This window comes from Mycobacterium sp. TY815, assembly GCF_030755135.1.
GTDB lineage: Bacteria > Actinomycetota > Actinomycetes > Mycobacteriales > Mycobacteriaceae > Mycobacterium.
Genome location: NZ_JAUFRX010000001.1, coordinates 2,588,712 through 2,602,707, shown reverse-complemented (window position 1 = coordinate 2,602,707; position 13,996 = coordinate 2,588,712). Strand labels below are relative to the sequence as shown.

Here is a 13,996-nt window from a genome sequence, read left to right as displayed (position 1 = left end):
GTCCGCTCAATTATCGGTAGGAGGAAACATGCCTGACTTCCACGGCACGACGGGCCGCGATGATCTCGTGGGCGGCGGCGATGCCACCCAATTCAGCACCACCGTCGAGGGTGTAACCCTTTGCTCGGTACAGCCTTTCACTGACGACGAGAAGGAAGCACTCGGCGCTTATTTCCGGCTGCTACGGAAAACGCGCGACCGCGAGCGTGGCGTTGTCGACCTCGACTGCGACCCAACATAAGAACCGCTGATCGGCGTAAGGGTAGACACGTCGGGAGCAATAATGCCGATTCTGCGGCGAAATTTGTAGTACCCTGAATAACCAGTTGGAACCGCTATGCCCAGACCCGGGCAAAGCGGCTTTTTTGTGCCCGCAGGAGGCCAACATGCCTGCACTCCCACGCCTATTCGCCTACGCCCGCGAACACCAGAACCAAGCCCGCAACGCCGGCGACGAACTCCGCGCCGAACTGTGGAACGCGATCCTCGACAAACTCATCGACCGCAACACACTGGCCAAGCTGATGAAGGGGAACCGCTGATGGCCGCAGGAGTAGACACCAGCCCCGGCGTAGGCGCATCCGCATCGCTGAACGCGTATTGGACCACGGGGCCAGGCCGCGCCAAGTGGGCCGACAGTCCGAAGCCCTGGACCACGCTGTACAACCTGCTGCGCCAGTACATGAGCGAAGCCAAAGCCAAAGGACTCGCAACCGAATACTTCGTCCGCGTATTCGGCCACGGCCCAACAGCCAAACACTAGGGGGAACACCATGATCGCCATCGCCGTCATCCTGCTCATCTTCGGCTACGTCTTCGCCATCGCACCCCTCGTCACCCTCGGCTGGATCCTGCTGTTCATCGGCGCAGTGCTACTCGCACTCGGCGCCACCGGACGCCCCGTCCTCGGCCGCCGCTACTGGTACTGATGCCCCCAGCTTGGTCCGGGCCAAGGACCGCAAGCAGCAAGATCACCGGCACCAGAGCATGGCGCAAACTACGCGTCGAAGTCCTCAAGCGAGACCACAACCGCTGCCAAGTCCGCGGCCCTAACTGCATCGGCCACGCCGACGAGGTCGACCACGACCACAACGTCGCGGCCGGTGGCGCCAAGCTCGACCCACGCAATGCCCGCGCCATCTGCGAGCCCTGCCACCGCGACAAGACCCGCGGCGAGAGCACACGCGGACAGAGCGCCTGGAAACGCCAGCCTGAGTCGCACCCGGCCCGCCTGCACCACACCTGACCGGGATACCCCCGGCGGTACACCGCATACCCCCCATGGCATCCACCCCTCCCAGGCGGCAAGGGCGGACGCCGTGGGGTTCTGTGGCTCGGGCTGAGCCTGGGTCTGGCGATTCGGGCACCTTCGATTTCGTGATCACCTCTGACGAGCCGATATGGCGCTGGGAGGAAAGCCGATATGGCTGCTACACAACGCATTTGCGGGTTCTGTTCGACACCGCTTCCTGATGAGGCCGATATTCGCCGCAGGTACTGCAACGACACCTGCAAGGCAGCGAACTGTTCTGCTGCTGCTCGCCTGGATGGCCGCTTCGAGAAGTGGACTCAGGCAACTGCAGAACGCAAGCGCCAGCCGATGAGAGTCGGCCGATGCGTTGTCTGCGACGACGAGTTCACGTCGAAGTATTCCGGCCGCCGCTACTGCTCGAATCGCTGCGGCGCGAAGGCGTCGTACGAATCGCGGCGGGAGACGGCCGAGTTTTGGGCAGCTCATGCTGAGCACGGGCGTCGTCGGCGCGCGCGGAAGAAGACGGCAGTGGTGGAGAAGTTCACGGCGGCCGAGATTTTCCTGCGAGACAGCTACCGGTGCCACATCTGCCGTAAGAAGTGCCGGGCGTCTGAAGTGGTGCCGAACCCGTTGGCACCGACGATCGACCACCTGATTCCGCTGTCGCGCGGAGGGGAGCACACCCGCGCGAATGTGGCCACGGCGTGCTTTCGGTGCAACTCGGTCAAAGGTGCCCGCGGCGGCGGCGAGCAATTGGCGGTGATCTGATGGCGGGACGTGGACCAGCCCCTACCGAGGCGGGCCGCCTGGCCGGTCATGGTGCTGCGAAGGCGCGCGAGTCCGGCACGGAGAAGATCGATGCCAAGGTCGCGAAGCAGCCACCGCTGCCGTCGTTCACGGTGACGTGGGTTGACGAGGACGGCGTGACGAGGTCGGCGAAGTTTCGGTGGCCGGCGCAGACGCGGTCTTGGTGGAAGATGTGGTCGGAGTCGGAGCTGTCGAAGAAGTTCACGGCGAACGACTGGTCGGAGTTGCTGGACACAGCGCGGCTGCACGCGGCGTATTGGTCCGGTGATCTAAAGGTGGCTTCGGAGTTGCGGTTGCGTACCGCGAAGTTCGGTGCGACTCCGGAGGATCGGGCCAGGTTGGGAATCCAGTTCACGTTCGCCGACCCGGCAGCCAATTCGAAGCCAACTCCCCCCCATGCGACCGGTTCTCGTGCCCGCCGCGGCCCGCTGCGGGCAGTTCCAGATTCGGCGTAGATGCCGTGGAAACCGTCGGTACCCGGGGAGGTGCCGACACTCGGTTACTACGTCCTTGACTGGATCACTGAGAATCTAGCCGCGCCCGGCCGCGACGAGTACGAGCCGTTCGTGCCGTATACCGAGCAGGAAGACTTCATCCTCCGCTGGTACGAGATCGACCCGGAGACAGGCCGGTTCAAGCACCACCGCGGGCTACTCGGGCGGCCGCGTGGCTGGGGCAAGTCCCCGCTGCTCGGGGCGCTCGCGTTGGCGGAAGGGCTCGCTGATGTGGTTCCGGCGGGCTGGGATGCCGATGGGCAGCCTGTTGGTCGGCCGTGGCGGTCGATCAAGACTCCGCTGATTCATATCGCCGCGGTGTCGGAGGAACAGACGGCCAACACGTGGCAGCCGCTGCTTGAGATGGTCCGTAACGGTCCCGCGGTCGACAATTACCCGGGGCTTCGGCCGATGGATTCGGTTGTGTTCTTGCCTCGCGGTGAGATCAAGCAGATCACGACGTCGGCGCGCACCACCAAGGGAGCGCCGATCATCTTCGCGACGCTGGACCAGACCGAGGAATGGGTGCCGTCGAACAACGGTCCCAGGTTGGCGCAGGCGATCCGGACGAACGCGGCGAAGAACGGTGGCCGGACGCTTGAGTCGCCGAACGCGTTCATCCCGGGGCAGAATTCGGTCGCTGAGGCCAGCGCGGCCTATGCCGCCGACATTCGCGATGGGCGCGCCCGAAACCCCGGTCTGCTGTACGACCATCGGGAAGCGCCGGCGGACACCGACATGTGGGATGTCGAGTCGCTAACGTGGGGACTGCGTGTCGCCTACGGCGATTCATCTGCACACCCTGACGGTTGCGTGATTCACGACCCGCCATGCCCTCCTGGGCATTCGGAGCTGGATCCGCTCATCGATCAGGTGTATGACCCGGCGTCGGATGTGCAGCAGCTCCGCGCGGACTTGCTGAATCAGATCACCCACGCCTCCGATTCCTGGGTGTCCGCACCGGAGTGGGGGGCGTGTTTCGACGGCGAGGCGATCGTCGCCGACAAGGACGTCATCGTTCTTGGGTTCGACGGTTCCCGCGGCCGAACGAAGGGCAAAGCGGACGCGACTGCGCTGATCGGTTGCCGGGTCCGAGATGGGCACTTGTTCGAGATCGGCGATCGGTCGGTGTGGGAGCCTCCGCGCGCGGAGATGTCGCGGCGCGATCGCGTGAAGACGGGCGATCAGAGCAGCTGGCAGCCGCCGGTGGCTGAGGTTGACGCGGTGATCCGTATGGCGTTCAGAAAGTACACCGTTGTCGGCTTCTACGCGGATCCGTCTGGTTGGGCTGAGCATGTGGCGAAGTGGGAAGCGGCGTTCGGCGACAAGCTGCACCAGAAGGTGCGCGCGTCAGGGCAGTCGAAGATCGCGGCCTGGCCGCGCGGTAAGGGCGTCAACGCGGTTGAGGCGGTCAAGTCGCTGCATGCTGCGATTGAGCACGGAGAATGCACCCACGATGGGTCTTCGGCACTCACCAGGCACGTACTGAACGCGCGCCGGCGCCAGGTACGGACCGGCTACCTGCTTTACAAGGCGTACCCGGACTCGCCAGACAAGATCGACGCCGCGTACGCGGCTGTCATGGCATGGCAGGCGCGCCTGGACGCAGTCGCTGCCGGTATCGGCAACAGGCGCAAGAAACGTGTGATCACCCGAATCAGATAAGGGGAGGTGGAACGACTTTGACCGCTCCTGCCCCTGTGACTGACCTTGAACCCGAGGAATGGTTTAACCGGATCAACGCGATGTTCACGGCGCCGACGCGGCCGGTGTGGCGGGATCGGATGCCGCGGCCGGCGACGGTGCACAGCCTTGAGGGGCCGGGTCACATTGCCCGGTACTGCACCCCGCGGGACCGATATTTGGACACGTTGTGGTCGTACAAGGTTGGTGATCCGCCGCTGCCGCAGCTCGATCCGGAGTATCACGATGTGTTCCGCGGTGTGTTGCGGAAGGCGCGGTCGAATTATGCGCCGATGTGTATTGCGCCGATGTTGGATCGTCTTGAGTTGCAGTCGGTTTCGACGTTGGTGGATTCGGACACTGATGGCGATGACATGGCCGCCGACATCATGGATGAGACTGGGTTCGCTGCGGTTCTCAAGGACATTTACGCTTTCGAGTTCGCGATGGGCGAGTCGTATGCGATGGTCGTTCCGGGTGTTGAGGGTGGGCCGACGTTGTCGAATGGGCGTCCGGTGCCGTCGATTCATGCGATTGATCCGCGGCGGTGCATCGGGATCCCGGACTGGCAGAACCCCGTTCGGCTGCGTGCTGCTGTGGTGCATCAGTTCGACCCGATCACGCAGGAGAACGTTGCGTTTCTGTTCTTGCCGGGTGAGAAGTGGACGCTGCGCTATCAGGGCGGTATGGGGTTGTGGCAGGCCGACGCAGAGCCGGAGCCGATCGAAGGTCTTGATGCGCTCGGCGGGATTCCGATTGTGCGGTTCGAAAACCTCGACGGGCTGGGCGAATACGAGCCTCACCTGGATCTGTTGGACCGGATCATCGACACGACGCTGCAGCGGATCATCGGGTTCTGGTATCAGGCGTTGCGGCAGCGCGCGCTCGAGGGCGACGAAGACGAAGACGATCAAGACAGCCCCGAATCATCTGAGCCTGTCGACTGGAACAAGATTTTCCGGGCGGGCCCGGGCGCGATGTGGCGCATACCGGCTGGGTTCAAGATCTGGGAGTCGCAGCAGACGGATTTCGGCGGAATACTCAAGGGCAAGCGGGATGATGTTGAGGAATTCGCCGCACTGACCAGCACGCCGCTGCACCTGATCACGCCGGACGCGGCGAATGGTTCCGCACAGGGAGCCGGCCTGATCCGGGAATCGTTGACGTCGAAGGTCCGTGACCGGCGGACCCGTTCGGCGCCGTCGCTGAAGCTGTTGTGGCGTATCGCGTTCGCGTTGGCCGGCGCACAGGACCGGGGCCGGAAGATGCGGCTGCATTGGGGTCCGATTGAGTTCCGGACGCTGGCTGAGATGGGGTCGGCGTCGTCGCAGGCGATGGGCACACTGTCCCTTGAGGATCGGTGCGAGCGGATCTGGAACATGTCTCCGGATGAGACTGCGCGCAATGTGCAGCGGCTGATGGCTGATCAACTGGCTGGGCTGCCGTCGGCGCCGACGTCGTCGCAGTCGGCGGCACCGGCTGCTGCGCCTGCTGCTGCGCCTTCGGCGGCGCCTGGTGTCTCGGCGGCGGCGAATGACAGCGCCAGCCAAACCCAGTAGTTACGCGGAGGCGCTGGCGGCCGCTGAGGCTGTCCAGGCAGCGCGTAGCGCCCCGCCTGATCCCGCCGCGGCGGTGGCGGCAATGTCGGAGCAGATCATCACGGCCAGGGATAGTGCGGCTGCTTGGGCGAAGGCGGCGATCGGCCAGTTGTGGTTGTCGGTGAACCCGTACGACGACGCGCAGGTCCGCGAGTTCACGGTGAAGGCGGCGGGGCTGTTGTCGTCGGCGCAGACTGCCGCAACACGGGTGGCTGCGGCGGGGCAGAGCCAGCAGCTCGCCGCGCTGGGGATCCGGATCACCGGGACACCGTCGAACCCTGTTGATGTGCGCGCGCCCGGTGCGTCGCTCCGGAAGGGTCAGTTGCAGTTACACCGACACGCGGTGACGGTCGATTACGCGGCTGTCGATGGCGTGAAGGTGTCGGCGGCCGATATGACCACCGAAAGTGTGCTGCAGCGCCCGGCCGCGCTGTTCCGGTATGTGCAGTCGCAGGACGGCCTGGACGCCGCGCAGCAGGCCAGCCAGCGACTCGACAGCCTGATCGACGACAACCTGATGCTGGCGCAGCGGTTGGCGCAACAGCAGGTGCTCGCGCAGGCGGTGAACCTGGACGGCGGCGGGCAGCGCGGCCGTAACCGCGTGAAGATCACCGGGTACCGGCGGGTTATCCATCCGGAACTGTCGCGCGGCGGGACGTGTGGCATGTGCATCGCGGCGTCTGACCGGATCTACAAGATCGCCGAACTGATGCCGATCCACGCGCACTGCAAGTGCACGATCGCGGCGGTAACCGAGGACTACGATCCGGCCGATGATCTGAACGCAGTCGATCTGAATGCCTTGTACAAGGACGCGGGCGGTACATCGGTGGCGCATCTCAAGCGCACCCGCTATCAGGTCGACGAGCACGGCGAGCTGGGGCCGGTGTTGGTGCCGCAGAAGAAGTACCGGCCACGAACTGCGCAGTCGGTGAAGAAAGCCGGCGGCACCGGTATCGATCCGGGTGCGAAGCCTGAGTCGAAGGCGGACATAGCGGCCCGGCACCTGCCGCTGCTGAAGAAAAGCCTGGAAGACCTGCGCGCACGCGGTCTGGCTGAGGATTCTCCGCAGGTCACATACCACCTGGCGCAGATCGCGAAGTTCGAAGCCGAACTCGCCAAGTAAAGAACTTCCGCCGATTCCGGCGGGACGCCCGTTATGGGCGAAACACCACCCGATATGGGGAGTTGCATTGTCCACGTTACCTTTTCACCTAACCTCCGGCCTCGGCCTGGCGCAGCCCGTTATGGGTGCACGGACAGGGGGGCGGCGATGAACGGCGAAGGCCAGCAGCAGGCAGCCCAAGACGGCGGCGCCCAGCAGGGCGGCGAGCAGCAGGGCGGCCAAGGGCAGCAATTCGGGGCGCCCGATAAGGGGTTCCCGGAGAACACGCCCGTCGCTGACATGAACCCGGAGCAGCGCGCGAACTACTACAAGCACCAGAATCGTCAAACGGACAACAAGCTGGCAGCGTTCAAAGGTGTTACACCAGAACAGGTTGCGCAGCTTCAGCAGGAGAACGAAAACCTGCGGAACGAAAAGTTGTCATCTGACGAGAAGGCGCTGAACGCGGCGACGAAGAAGGCCGCGGAGGAAGCTCGCGCGGCGGCCGACGCTGAGTGGCGGCCGAAGTACCAGGCTGCTGAGCTGAAGGGCTTGGCGGGCCAGGTGCTCAAGGGTGAGCAACTGAAGTCGTTCATGGCGGTTACGGACCCCGCCAAGTTCGCCGACGAGAACGGCGTGATCGACGAAGACAAGGTGATGGGCCACCTGACAGCCATTTTCGGCACGGGTGGACAGGACCAGCAGCAGGGCCACAACAACGGGCACCAGCAGCGGTCGTGGGGACAGCACAGCGGCGGGACAGGTGTTCCCGCTCGACCCGGCGATGCCGGCAAGGCCGCGGCGGAAAAACGCTTCGGCAAAACCAAAACCCCGTAAGAAAGGACGCACGCTATGTCGACCGACATTTCGTTGCAGACGACGACCTATCAGGTCGGCAACAAGCAGTGGCTCCTGCAAGAGCCCGACGTCAAGCTCAACGTGACCCTGGACATCTCGAAGTTCACGTCGGGCACCCACTACCCGAACGGGTTCATCCCGTCGGGCACCGTCCTGGGCAAGGTCACCGCGACCGGACTGTTCGGCCCGTACGACGCGGCGGCCAGCGACGGCCGGCAGACCGCCTATGGCCTGACCTACGCCGATGTGCGCGCGGTGCGGCAGAACGGTTCGACCGCAGCGAAGGTCGGCACCGGAGCCGTCGTGAACGACGCGATCGTGTCGGTGGGCAAGCTGCCCTTCGCGACCGGCACCGGCATCACCGGTGCGCTCGACGGAACGTCGAACACGGGCACCGTCACCGCTTCAGCCAGCCTCACCGCCGCGAAGGCGGCTGTGAACCAGATCCGTTGGGAGGCGTAACAAATGGCTCTTTTCCTGGACGGCCCTTTGCCGTTGGAAGACACCATCACGTTCACACAGCAGGTGCCGTTGCCGTCGAACAACATGTTCACGCAGATGTTCCCGACGCGGAACTACGACACCGACGAGATCGACTTCGCGACGATCACCAAGACCAACCGGGCTGCGAAGTTCCGGAACTGGGATGGTTCGTTCTGGGTCGCTCCGCGTGACACCGGCGCCGAGAAGCGCGTGCGGATGCTCCCGCTCGGCGGCCAGTTAAGCGTGGGCGAGTACGAGCGCCGGCAGAAGGAAATGGCCCGCTACGGCGGCACCATTCAGAACATCCTGGTCGACGCGATCTACGACGACCTGACAAACCTGACCCGGTACGCCCAAAACCGTGTCGAGCTGGCGTGGGGTGACGTTCTCACCGACGGTGTGCTGACCATCAACGAGAACGGTGTGCAGCAGCAGGTCGACTACGGCATCGCGGGCGGCCAACTGGTCACCGCGGGCACTCTGTGGTCCAACCACAGCGCGTCGACGCCGCTGACTGACCTGATCACGTGGACCGGCGTGTACGCGGCCGTCAACGGGATGCCGCAGGGCCAGTTCAAGACGTCGCTGGCGGTCGTTCAGCATCTGATGCAGAACACCCAGTTGATCAACGCGATCAAGGGCGCCAACACCGGTGTGACGTGGGTGTCGATCGCGGAGATCAACGCGTTCCTGGCCGGCTTCGGTATCCCGCCGTTCGTCGTGCCGACCGACGGTCAGCCCGGCGGCTCGATCTACAACTCGAGCTTCGACGTCGACGGTGCCACCACGGCTGCGTTCCCCGCGAACAAGCTGCTGTTCCTCCCGTCGGATCTGTCCACGCTCGGCTTCACCGCATGGGGCGTCCCGACGACGTCGATGGAGTTGAACGCCAACAACGTTCAGGTTCAGTCGGCGCAGGGGATCATCGGCATCCTGGTCCGCGAGGAGCAGCCGCCGTTCCGCAAGACCACGTTCGTCGACGGCGTTGTGCTGCCGGTGCTCGCGGACCCCCGCAAGATCCTCGTCGCAACAGTCGCATAAGGAGAAGCTGAAATGGCAACCAATCAAAGCGATTTCGCGGTGTACGTGACCGACAAGAAGGGCAAGCAGCACTGCCTGCTGCCCGGTGACGAGATCCCGTCGTGGGCGGGCAAGCAGATCACCAACCCGTATGTTCTCGGCGTCGACCCCGACGCGGAGGACGACGAGCCGGGCACCGACGGGCCGCCGCCGCAGTCCGGGCGCGGTTCCAGCCGCGACGCGTGGGCGGCCTACGCCGAATCCCACGAAGTCGACGTGGAAGGCAAGGACCGCGACGAGATCATCGCGGCCTGCCAGGAAGCCGGTGTCCCGGTCGAATGACCGACCCCACCGGCGGCAAGTTCGCCACCCAGGATGATGTCACCAGCCGGTTCGAAGGCGATTTCCCTTCGAACCGGCTGGCCTGGGTAGTGAAGCGGATCATCGACGTCGAAGACGAACTGATGTTCCAGGTGCCGTCGCTGCGCAAGGACGCCGCGGCCATCGACGCCGAGTCCGAAGCCGCCGGCGACCCCGATCGGCGGCAACGGGTAGTGCGGCTGGTCGCCGATAAGGTGCTCGACCTGTACCGCCACCCCGACGGCGCGAATCAGTTGACGCGCACCATGCCCGATATCACGGTCAGCCGCACCTTCGGGGCAGATCCGACGCGCGGACGCGTGCAGTTCACCTCCGACGAGCTGGACCGCGTGCGGCTGCACACCCGCCGAACAAAGTTCGGCACCATCACAATTCAACCTCCGCCCTACAGCATCCGCCCATGATTCCCGCCGACGAGATGACCGGCGACGCAAGGTCACTCGTCGCGGAACTGCTCGAGCTGCGCGGCCAGCCGATCGCGCTGACACCGGTCGCCGCCGGGGCCGGGGCTGAGGGGCGGGGTAGGGATTACGCGCCCGCGGCTCCACGTCCGGCGCAGGTGTTCGCGAAGTTCAAGACCAGCGGACTGGACGGTGCTGAGCATTCTCAGACCGATCGCGGCACGTCGCGGAAGTTTCAGTTCGACATGATCGGCGCCTACGACGCGGTGATCGGTGAGGGTGACACGTGGGAGGACGACGCTGCCAGCTACGAAGTGCAGGTTGTCGACCGCACCCAGCCCTACCAGGTGAAGGCGACGGTGACGGCATGGCTGAAGGTGGCGGGGCACAGCTTTGGCTAAGTCCTTCGGCCGCCTGACGGAGTTGAATCGCGGCCTGATCAAGTTGCGCGGCAACGTGTCCGAGTTGAAGGACGACTACGAACGGACCATCAACACAGTCATGGGTTTGACGGCGGTCGACGGCACCGCCTACATGAAGCAACACGCCCGCTGGCGTGACGACACCGGTAACCGCAAGGACCGGATTCCCGGGGCGGCCCGGGCTGGGCTGAAGACGGTTCCGGAGCTGAAGGGCTCCCACAAAACAATCTGGTTCCTGCACGGCGTCGATTACGGGATCTGGTTGGAGATCAAGAACAACGGCAAGTGGCAGATCATCATGCCGGCCGTCGCGGAGATGGGTAAGCGGATGATGAAGAACCTCCGCGGCTCGCTGTCGCAGGTTCGGAAGAACGCCGGATAGATGGCGCGCGACGCGGTTTGGACGCTGCTGAACGCCGACGCCCGACTCGCGGAGTTGGGCGGGGCCGGGTTCATGGTGATCGAGCAGTACGCCACTGATCAGCGGCCGGATGCGGCGGCGTTCATCGTGATCTGTTGGCGGCACACCGATTTCAGCGAGGAAATTCAGGCGAACGCCGAGCGTCACTTTGAGCTGTACGTGCATATCCCGGTGAAGGTGTCGACGGACTTCGTGCGGATCGAGAACATGATCGACCGCTGCGACGAGCTGTTCAAGGCCGTCGAGGACTCCACCGATCCGGTTGTCGGTGAGGACGGCTGGCAACTGGACTACGTCGGGTTCGAGGGCCGCGGCCTGGATTTCGAGGACGAGGGCTATCAGACGATCTGTAAGTCGGCGTCGTATATGGCGTTGGCCAGCAAGGTAATTGCGCCTTAACGGGTGCGGAACCATCAGGAAGGGACAACGGTAATGGCAGCAGGAACCCCGCGTAGCGGCGGCAGCACTCCGCCGATCGAGTCGCCCGAGGGTGCGGCGCCAGCGGTGTCGGAGGACGAGAAGGCCCAGGCGCAGGCCGCCGAGCAGAAGGCCGAGCCGGGTGACCCGGGCGAACGGTTCGTGCAGTACGTGATTCCGCTGCGCGCCGCCGCCCAGACCGTGTCGCGGCCCAGCGGCTTCGATGGTGACGGCAGCCCCGCTTCGCGGGTGGGTGTGGCGTCGGCGGAGACCAGCATCACCCCGCAGCAGTGGAACGCCGTCGGCATCCCCGCGAGCGAACCGCTGGTGTGGAACTTCGAGAACAACTGGCGGATCCCGGTGTCGAAGCTGTCGGAGCTGCAGTTGAACTACCTGCTGAAGGAAGACCGCAAGTACAACGGTGTTCGGTTCGAGCTGGTCGACGGCGCCGGCAACAAAGTCGTCGACAAGTAGACCGTGCAGCCGCAGCCCGACGCATCCGAGGACATTGTCGATGTCCGCTGCCAGGGCGGGCTGCATTTCAAGGTGGTTGACGGAGACACCGTCGAAGTCAAGTGCAGGCATTGCAGCGACAAGGATTCCGTTGTCCTGCACCGATACTCGCTGCCGGATTTCACCCCGCAGAAAACGATCAGGTTGAAAGAACTCAGAGGCCGTGGAGCCCGTTCCCCCCGAAAGGAAACCCCTTAAATGGTTGCATCACTTGGGAACCCGGACACCAAGCCTTACGGTCTTCACCGGCTCTGGATCACCGGCTACACCGACACTGACGGCACGATCCTGGCGGAAACCAGTTTCCGGCTGCCGCTGGCGCGCACGCTGGCGTTCACCGAGAACGAGGACACGGACACCCTCGACGGCGACGACAAGCCGGCCGCGGCGATCCAGGGCAAGGGCTCCACGGTGTCCGGCACGCTCGAGGGCGGCGGCCTGGACCTGACCACGTTGGCGATCATCACCGGCGCCCAGCTCATCGAGTCCGGTGTCGGTCCGACGCTCAAGCGGACGGTCCGGAAGCGCGCCAGCGATCAGCGCCCCTACTGGCGCGTGGAGGGGCAGGTCATCTCCAACGGCGGCGGCGACAACGTCATCCGCATCTTCCGCTGCAAGGCCAACGGGAAGATCGCGCTCGACTCGAAGTACGGCGCGTTCATGATCCCGAGCATCGACTTCATGGGCACGCCGATGCCGGGCGAGGACGCCGACTACCTGTGGGAGATCGACTACAACGCGACGAAGACGACGCTGGGTTCGACGCCGGTGGCCAACCCGCTGCCGATCCCGATGAACCTGACCGTGGGCACGATCGCGGCGGCCACTGTGGACCTGGCGTGGACGGACATCCCGACCGCGAACAGTTACAAGGTGCAACGTTCCGTTTCGCCGTTCACGTCGTGGACCGACGTCAGCTCCGGTGCCGGTGGCGAGCCGACCGACGCCGACACCACGGTCACCGGTTTGACCGCGTCCACGGCGTACAAGTTCCGCGTCGCGGGCGTGTTCGGTTCGACGACCGGCGAGTACTGCACCCCGGTCTCTGCCACCACTGCCGCCAGCTAGCCCGCTGGCGGCGGCCCCTCCCATCCATTGAGCCCGTAGGAGGCCGTGATGACATCACCAATCGAGAAGCAGCAGAAGATCACATCAGTCCCGGCAGGAAAGAAACGGGACTGGTGTTGCGGAACCCTGGTCACGGGCCCGCACGTCGCGGGTTGCGCGTACGAGCCGCGCGACACCCGAGCTGCTGCACCGGAGCCGCCGGCCGCCGACCCCCAGCCGGGGCCGGCGCCGGCGGCTTCGCCTGCGTCTGAGGCACCCACGCCCGCGCCGCGGCCGCGCGTGTACGGGTTCCGCAAGCGCCCGGAGTTCGACGTCGACCTGCCGTCCGGCGCGCTGGTCCGGGTCCGCCAGTTGACCATGACCCAGGTCATCGAACTCGGCGTACTCAACATGAAGGACTCGTTCGCCGCTGAACTGTTCCAGGGTGTCGAGGACGACGGCGGGTTCTCCCCGGAGGCGTTGCAGAGCGCGGAGGCGGCGCTTCAGGATGCGGAGAGCCGGGAGAAGCTGTTCGGGCCGCTGAACCGTATCACCGCCGCCGCGGTCGTCTGCCCGACGGTGGTGCTGGTCGGCTCGACGACCGATGAGCAGATCAACGTCGAGGAAATCGATTTGGTCGACAAGCGGATCATCTTCGAATACGCGATGCCTGATGAGATGAAGAATGCTGCGTTGGAGGCGCAGCACGACGCGCTCAAAAGGGTACGCCCGGAACAAGCCGCTGGTCTGGGAAGTATGGGAGACGGCGAAGACGTTCGGGAAGCTGCCGAGTGAAGTCGCGATATTCGACTGCGAGCTAACCGAATTCAGCAAATTTTGCTTCAACCGGGATGTGGCCGCGTTCGGTCAGGCGGTGCAGACGAAGGTTCAGAAAGCGGCGACGTCGAGCAATCCGGTGATCGCGCAGACGCAGCGTCAGCGTGAGTTCGAACGAATGATGGGCGGTGACATGGACATTTCAGCGACTGGCTTCGCCGATCCGAGTGAGGCGGAGTCTCCGTATGTGCGTGTCGTCGGGGAGAACCCGGCCGACCCGGACGAAATCGCGCTCGGCGACGGCTGGATGATCTGAC

The 13,996-nt window shown here is 64.7% G+C and carries 22 protein-coding genes; 21 read left to right on the top strand and 1 reads right to left on the bottom strand.

Annotation, left to right across the window (positions count from 1 at the left end):
* Nucleotides 1-28 precede the first annotated feature (28 nt).
* The 6 genes from QXK92_RS10915 (at nucleotide 29) to QXK92_RS10890 (ending at nucleotide 2,020) form a co-directional block, all read left to right on the top strand.
* A complete protein-coding gene (locus QXK92_RS10915) occupies nucleotides 29-241 on the top strand; it encodes a hypothetical protein (RefSeq protein WP_306241640.1) in 213 nt (70 codons plus the stop codon).
* Between the two features lie 145 nt (nucleotides 242-386).
* On the top strand, nucleotides 387-542 hold the full coding sequence (locus QXK92_RS10910) for a hypothetical protein (protein WP_306241639.1): 156 nt from the start codon (nucleotides 387-389) through the stop codon (nucleotides 540-542).
* Nucleotides 542-763 carry a hypothetical protein gene (locus QXK92_RS10905; protein ID WP_306241638.1) on the top strand — a complete coding sequence of 74 codons (222 nt, stop codon included), beginning with the start codon at nucleotides 542-544 and terminating at the stop codon, nucleotides 761-763. Before QXK92_RS10910 ends, QXK92_RS10905 begins: the two co-directional genes overlap by 1 nt.
* A gap of 10 nt (nucleotides 764-773) precedes the next feature.
* Entirely contained in the window at nucleotides 774-929 is a 156-nt protein-coding gene (locus tag QXK92_RS10900) for a hypothetical protein (protein ID WP_306241637.1), read from the top strand.
* The gene (locus tag QXK92_RS10895) at nucleotides 929-1,246 is read left to right on the top strand and encodes an HNH endonuclease (protein ID WP_306241636.1); all 318 of its coding nucleotides are present in this window, start codon (nucleotides 929-931) and stop codon (nucleotides 1,244-1,246) included. The genes QXK92_RS10900 and QXK92_RS10895 overlap by 1 nt, the downstream gene beginning before the upstream one ends.
* A gap of 177 nt (nucleotides 1,247-1,423) precedes the next feature.
* The gene (locus QXK92_RS10890) at nucleotides 1,424-2,020 is read left to right on the top strand and encodes an HNH endonuclease (RefSeq protein ID WP_306241635.1); all 597 of its coding nucleotides are present in this window, start codon (nucleotides 1,424-1,426) and stop codon (nucleotides 2,018-2,020) included.
* Between the two features lie 46 nt (nucleotides 2,021-2,066).
* Here QXK92_RS10890 and QXK92_RS10885 read toward each other — a convergent pair whose 3' ends face one another.
* The gene (locus QXK92_RS10885) at nucleotides 2,067-2,414 is read right to left on the bottom strand and encodes a hypothetical protein (RefSeq protein ID WP_306241634.1); all 348 of its coding nucleotides are present in this window, start codon (nucleotides 2,412-2,414) and stop codon (nucleotides 2,067-2,069) included.
* A 100-nt stretch (nucleotides 2,415-2,514) separates the two neighbouring features.
* On the opposite strand from QXK92_RS10885, the gene QXK92_RS10880 reads away from it, so the two are divergent.
* The 15 genes from QXK92_RS10880 (at nucleotide 2,515) to QXK92_RS10810 (ending at nucleotide 13,995) form a co-directional block, all read left to right on the top strand.
* Nucleotides 2,515-4,218 (top strand): hypothetical protein, encoded by a 1,704-nt coding sequence (locus tag QXK92_RS10880; protein ID WP_306241633.1) that lies wholly within the window; start codon nucleotides 2,515-2,517, stop codon nucleotides 4,216-4,218.
* Between the two features lie 35 nt (nucleotides 4,219-4,253).
* Entirely contained in the window at nucleotides 4,254-5,795 is a 1,542-nt protein-coding gene (locus QXK92_RS10875; RefSeq protein ID WP_306241632.1) for a hypothetical protein, read from the top strand.
* A gap of 82 nt (nucleotides 5,796-5,877) precedes the next feature.
* Entirely contained in the window at nucleotides 5,878-6,960 is a 1,083-nt protein-coding gene (locus tag QXK92_RS10870; protein ID WP_306241631.1) for a hypothetical protein, read from the top strand.
* A 147-nt stretch (nucleotides 6,961-7,107) separates the two neighbouring features.
* Nucleotides 7,108-7,776, top strand: coding sequence for a hypothetical protein (locus tag QXK92_RS10865; RefSeq protein ID WP_306241630.1), 669 nt, complete (start codon nucleotides 7,108-7,110; stop codon nucleotides 7,774-7,776).
* Between the two features lie 15 nt (nucleotides 7,777-7,791).
* The gene (locus QXK92_RS10860) at nucleotides 7,792-8,259 is read left to right on the top strand and encodes a head decoration protein (RefSeq protein ID WP_306241629.1); all 468 of its coding nucleotides are present in this window, start codon (nucleotides 7,792-7,794) and stop codon (nucleotides 8,257-8,259) included.
* A gap of 3 nt (nucleotides 8,260-8,262) precedes the next feature.
* Nucleotides 8,263-9,321, top strand: coding sequence for a major capsid protein (locus tag QXK92_RS10855; protein ID WP_306241628.1), 1,059 nt, complete (start codon nucleotides 8,263-8,265; stop codon nucleotides 9,319-9,321).
* Between the two features lie 12 nt (nucleotides 9,322-9,333).
* The gene (locus tag QXK92_RS10850; protein WP_306241627.1) at nucleotides 9,334-9,642 is read left to right on the top strand and encodes a hypothetical protein; all 309 of its coding nucleotides are present in this window, start codon (nucleotides 9,334-9,336) and stop codon (nucleotides 9,640-9,642) included.
* Nucleotides 9,639-10,085, top strand: coding sequence for a hypothetical protein (locus QXK92_RS10845; protein WP_306241626.1), 447 nt, complete (start codon nucleotides 9,639-9,641; stop codon nucleotides 10,083-10,085). The genes QXK92_RS10850 and QXK92_RS10845 overlap by 4 nt, the downstream gene beginning before the upstream one ends.
* Entirely contained in the window at nucleotides 10,082-10,483 is a 402-nt protein-coding gene (locus QXK92_RS10840) for a hypothetical protein (RefSeq protein WP_306241625.1), read from the top strand. Before QXK92_RS10845 ends, QXK92_RS10840 begins: the two co-directional genes overlap by 4 nt.
* A complete protein-coding gene (locus QXK92_RS10835; RefSeq protein ID WP_306241624.1) occupies nucleotides 10,476-10,886 on the top strand; it encodes a hypothetical protein in 411 nt (136 codons plus the stop codon). Before QXK92_RS10840 ends, QXK92_RS10835 begins: the two co-directional genes overlap by 8 nt.
* Complete coding sequence (locus QXK92_RS10830; RefSeq protein ID WP_306241623.1) at nucleotides 10,887-11,324, top strand: hypothetical protein; 438 nt, start codon at nucleotides 10,887-10,889, stop codon at nucleotides 11,322-11,324.
* A gap of 33 nt (nucleotides 11,325-11,357) precedes the next feature.
* A complete protein-coding gene (locus QXK92_RS10825) occupies nucleotides 11,358-11,816 on the top strand; it encodes a hypothetical protein (protein WP_306241622.1) in 459 nt (152 codons plus the stop codon).
* A 237-nt stretch (nucleotides 11,817-12,053) separates the two neighbouring features.
* The gene (locus tag QXK92_RS10820; RefSeq protein WP_306241621.1) at nucleotides 12,054-12,923 is read left to right on the top strand and encodes a fibronectin type III domain-containing protein; all 870 of its coding nucleotides are present in this window, start codon (nucleotides 12,054-12,056) and stop codon (nucleotides 12,921-12,923) included.
* Nucleotides 12,924-12,971: 48 nt separating this feature from the next.
* Nucleotides 12,972-13,697 (top strand): hypothetical protein, encoded by a 726-nt coding sequence (locus QXK92_RS10815; protein WP_306241620.1) that lies wholly within the window; start codon nucleotides 12,972-12,974, stop codon nucleotides 13,695-13,697.
* Between the two features lie 58 nt (nucleotides 13,698-13,755).
* Nucleotides 13,756-13,995: a hypothetical protein gene (locus QXK92_RS10810; RefSeq protein ID WP_306241619.1), complete on the top strand. Its 240-nt coding sequence runs from the start codon at nucleotides 13,756-13,758 to the stop codon at nucleotides 13,993-13,995.
* Nucleotide 13,996: the final 1 nt, after the last annotated feature.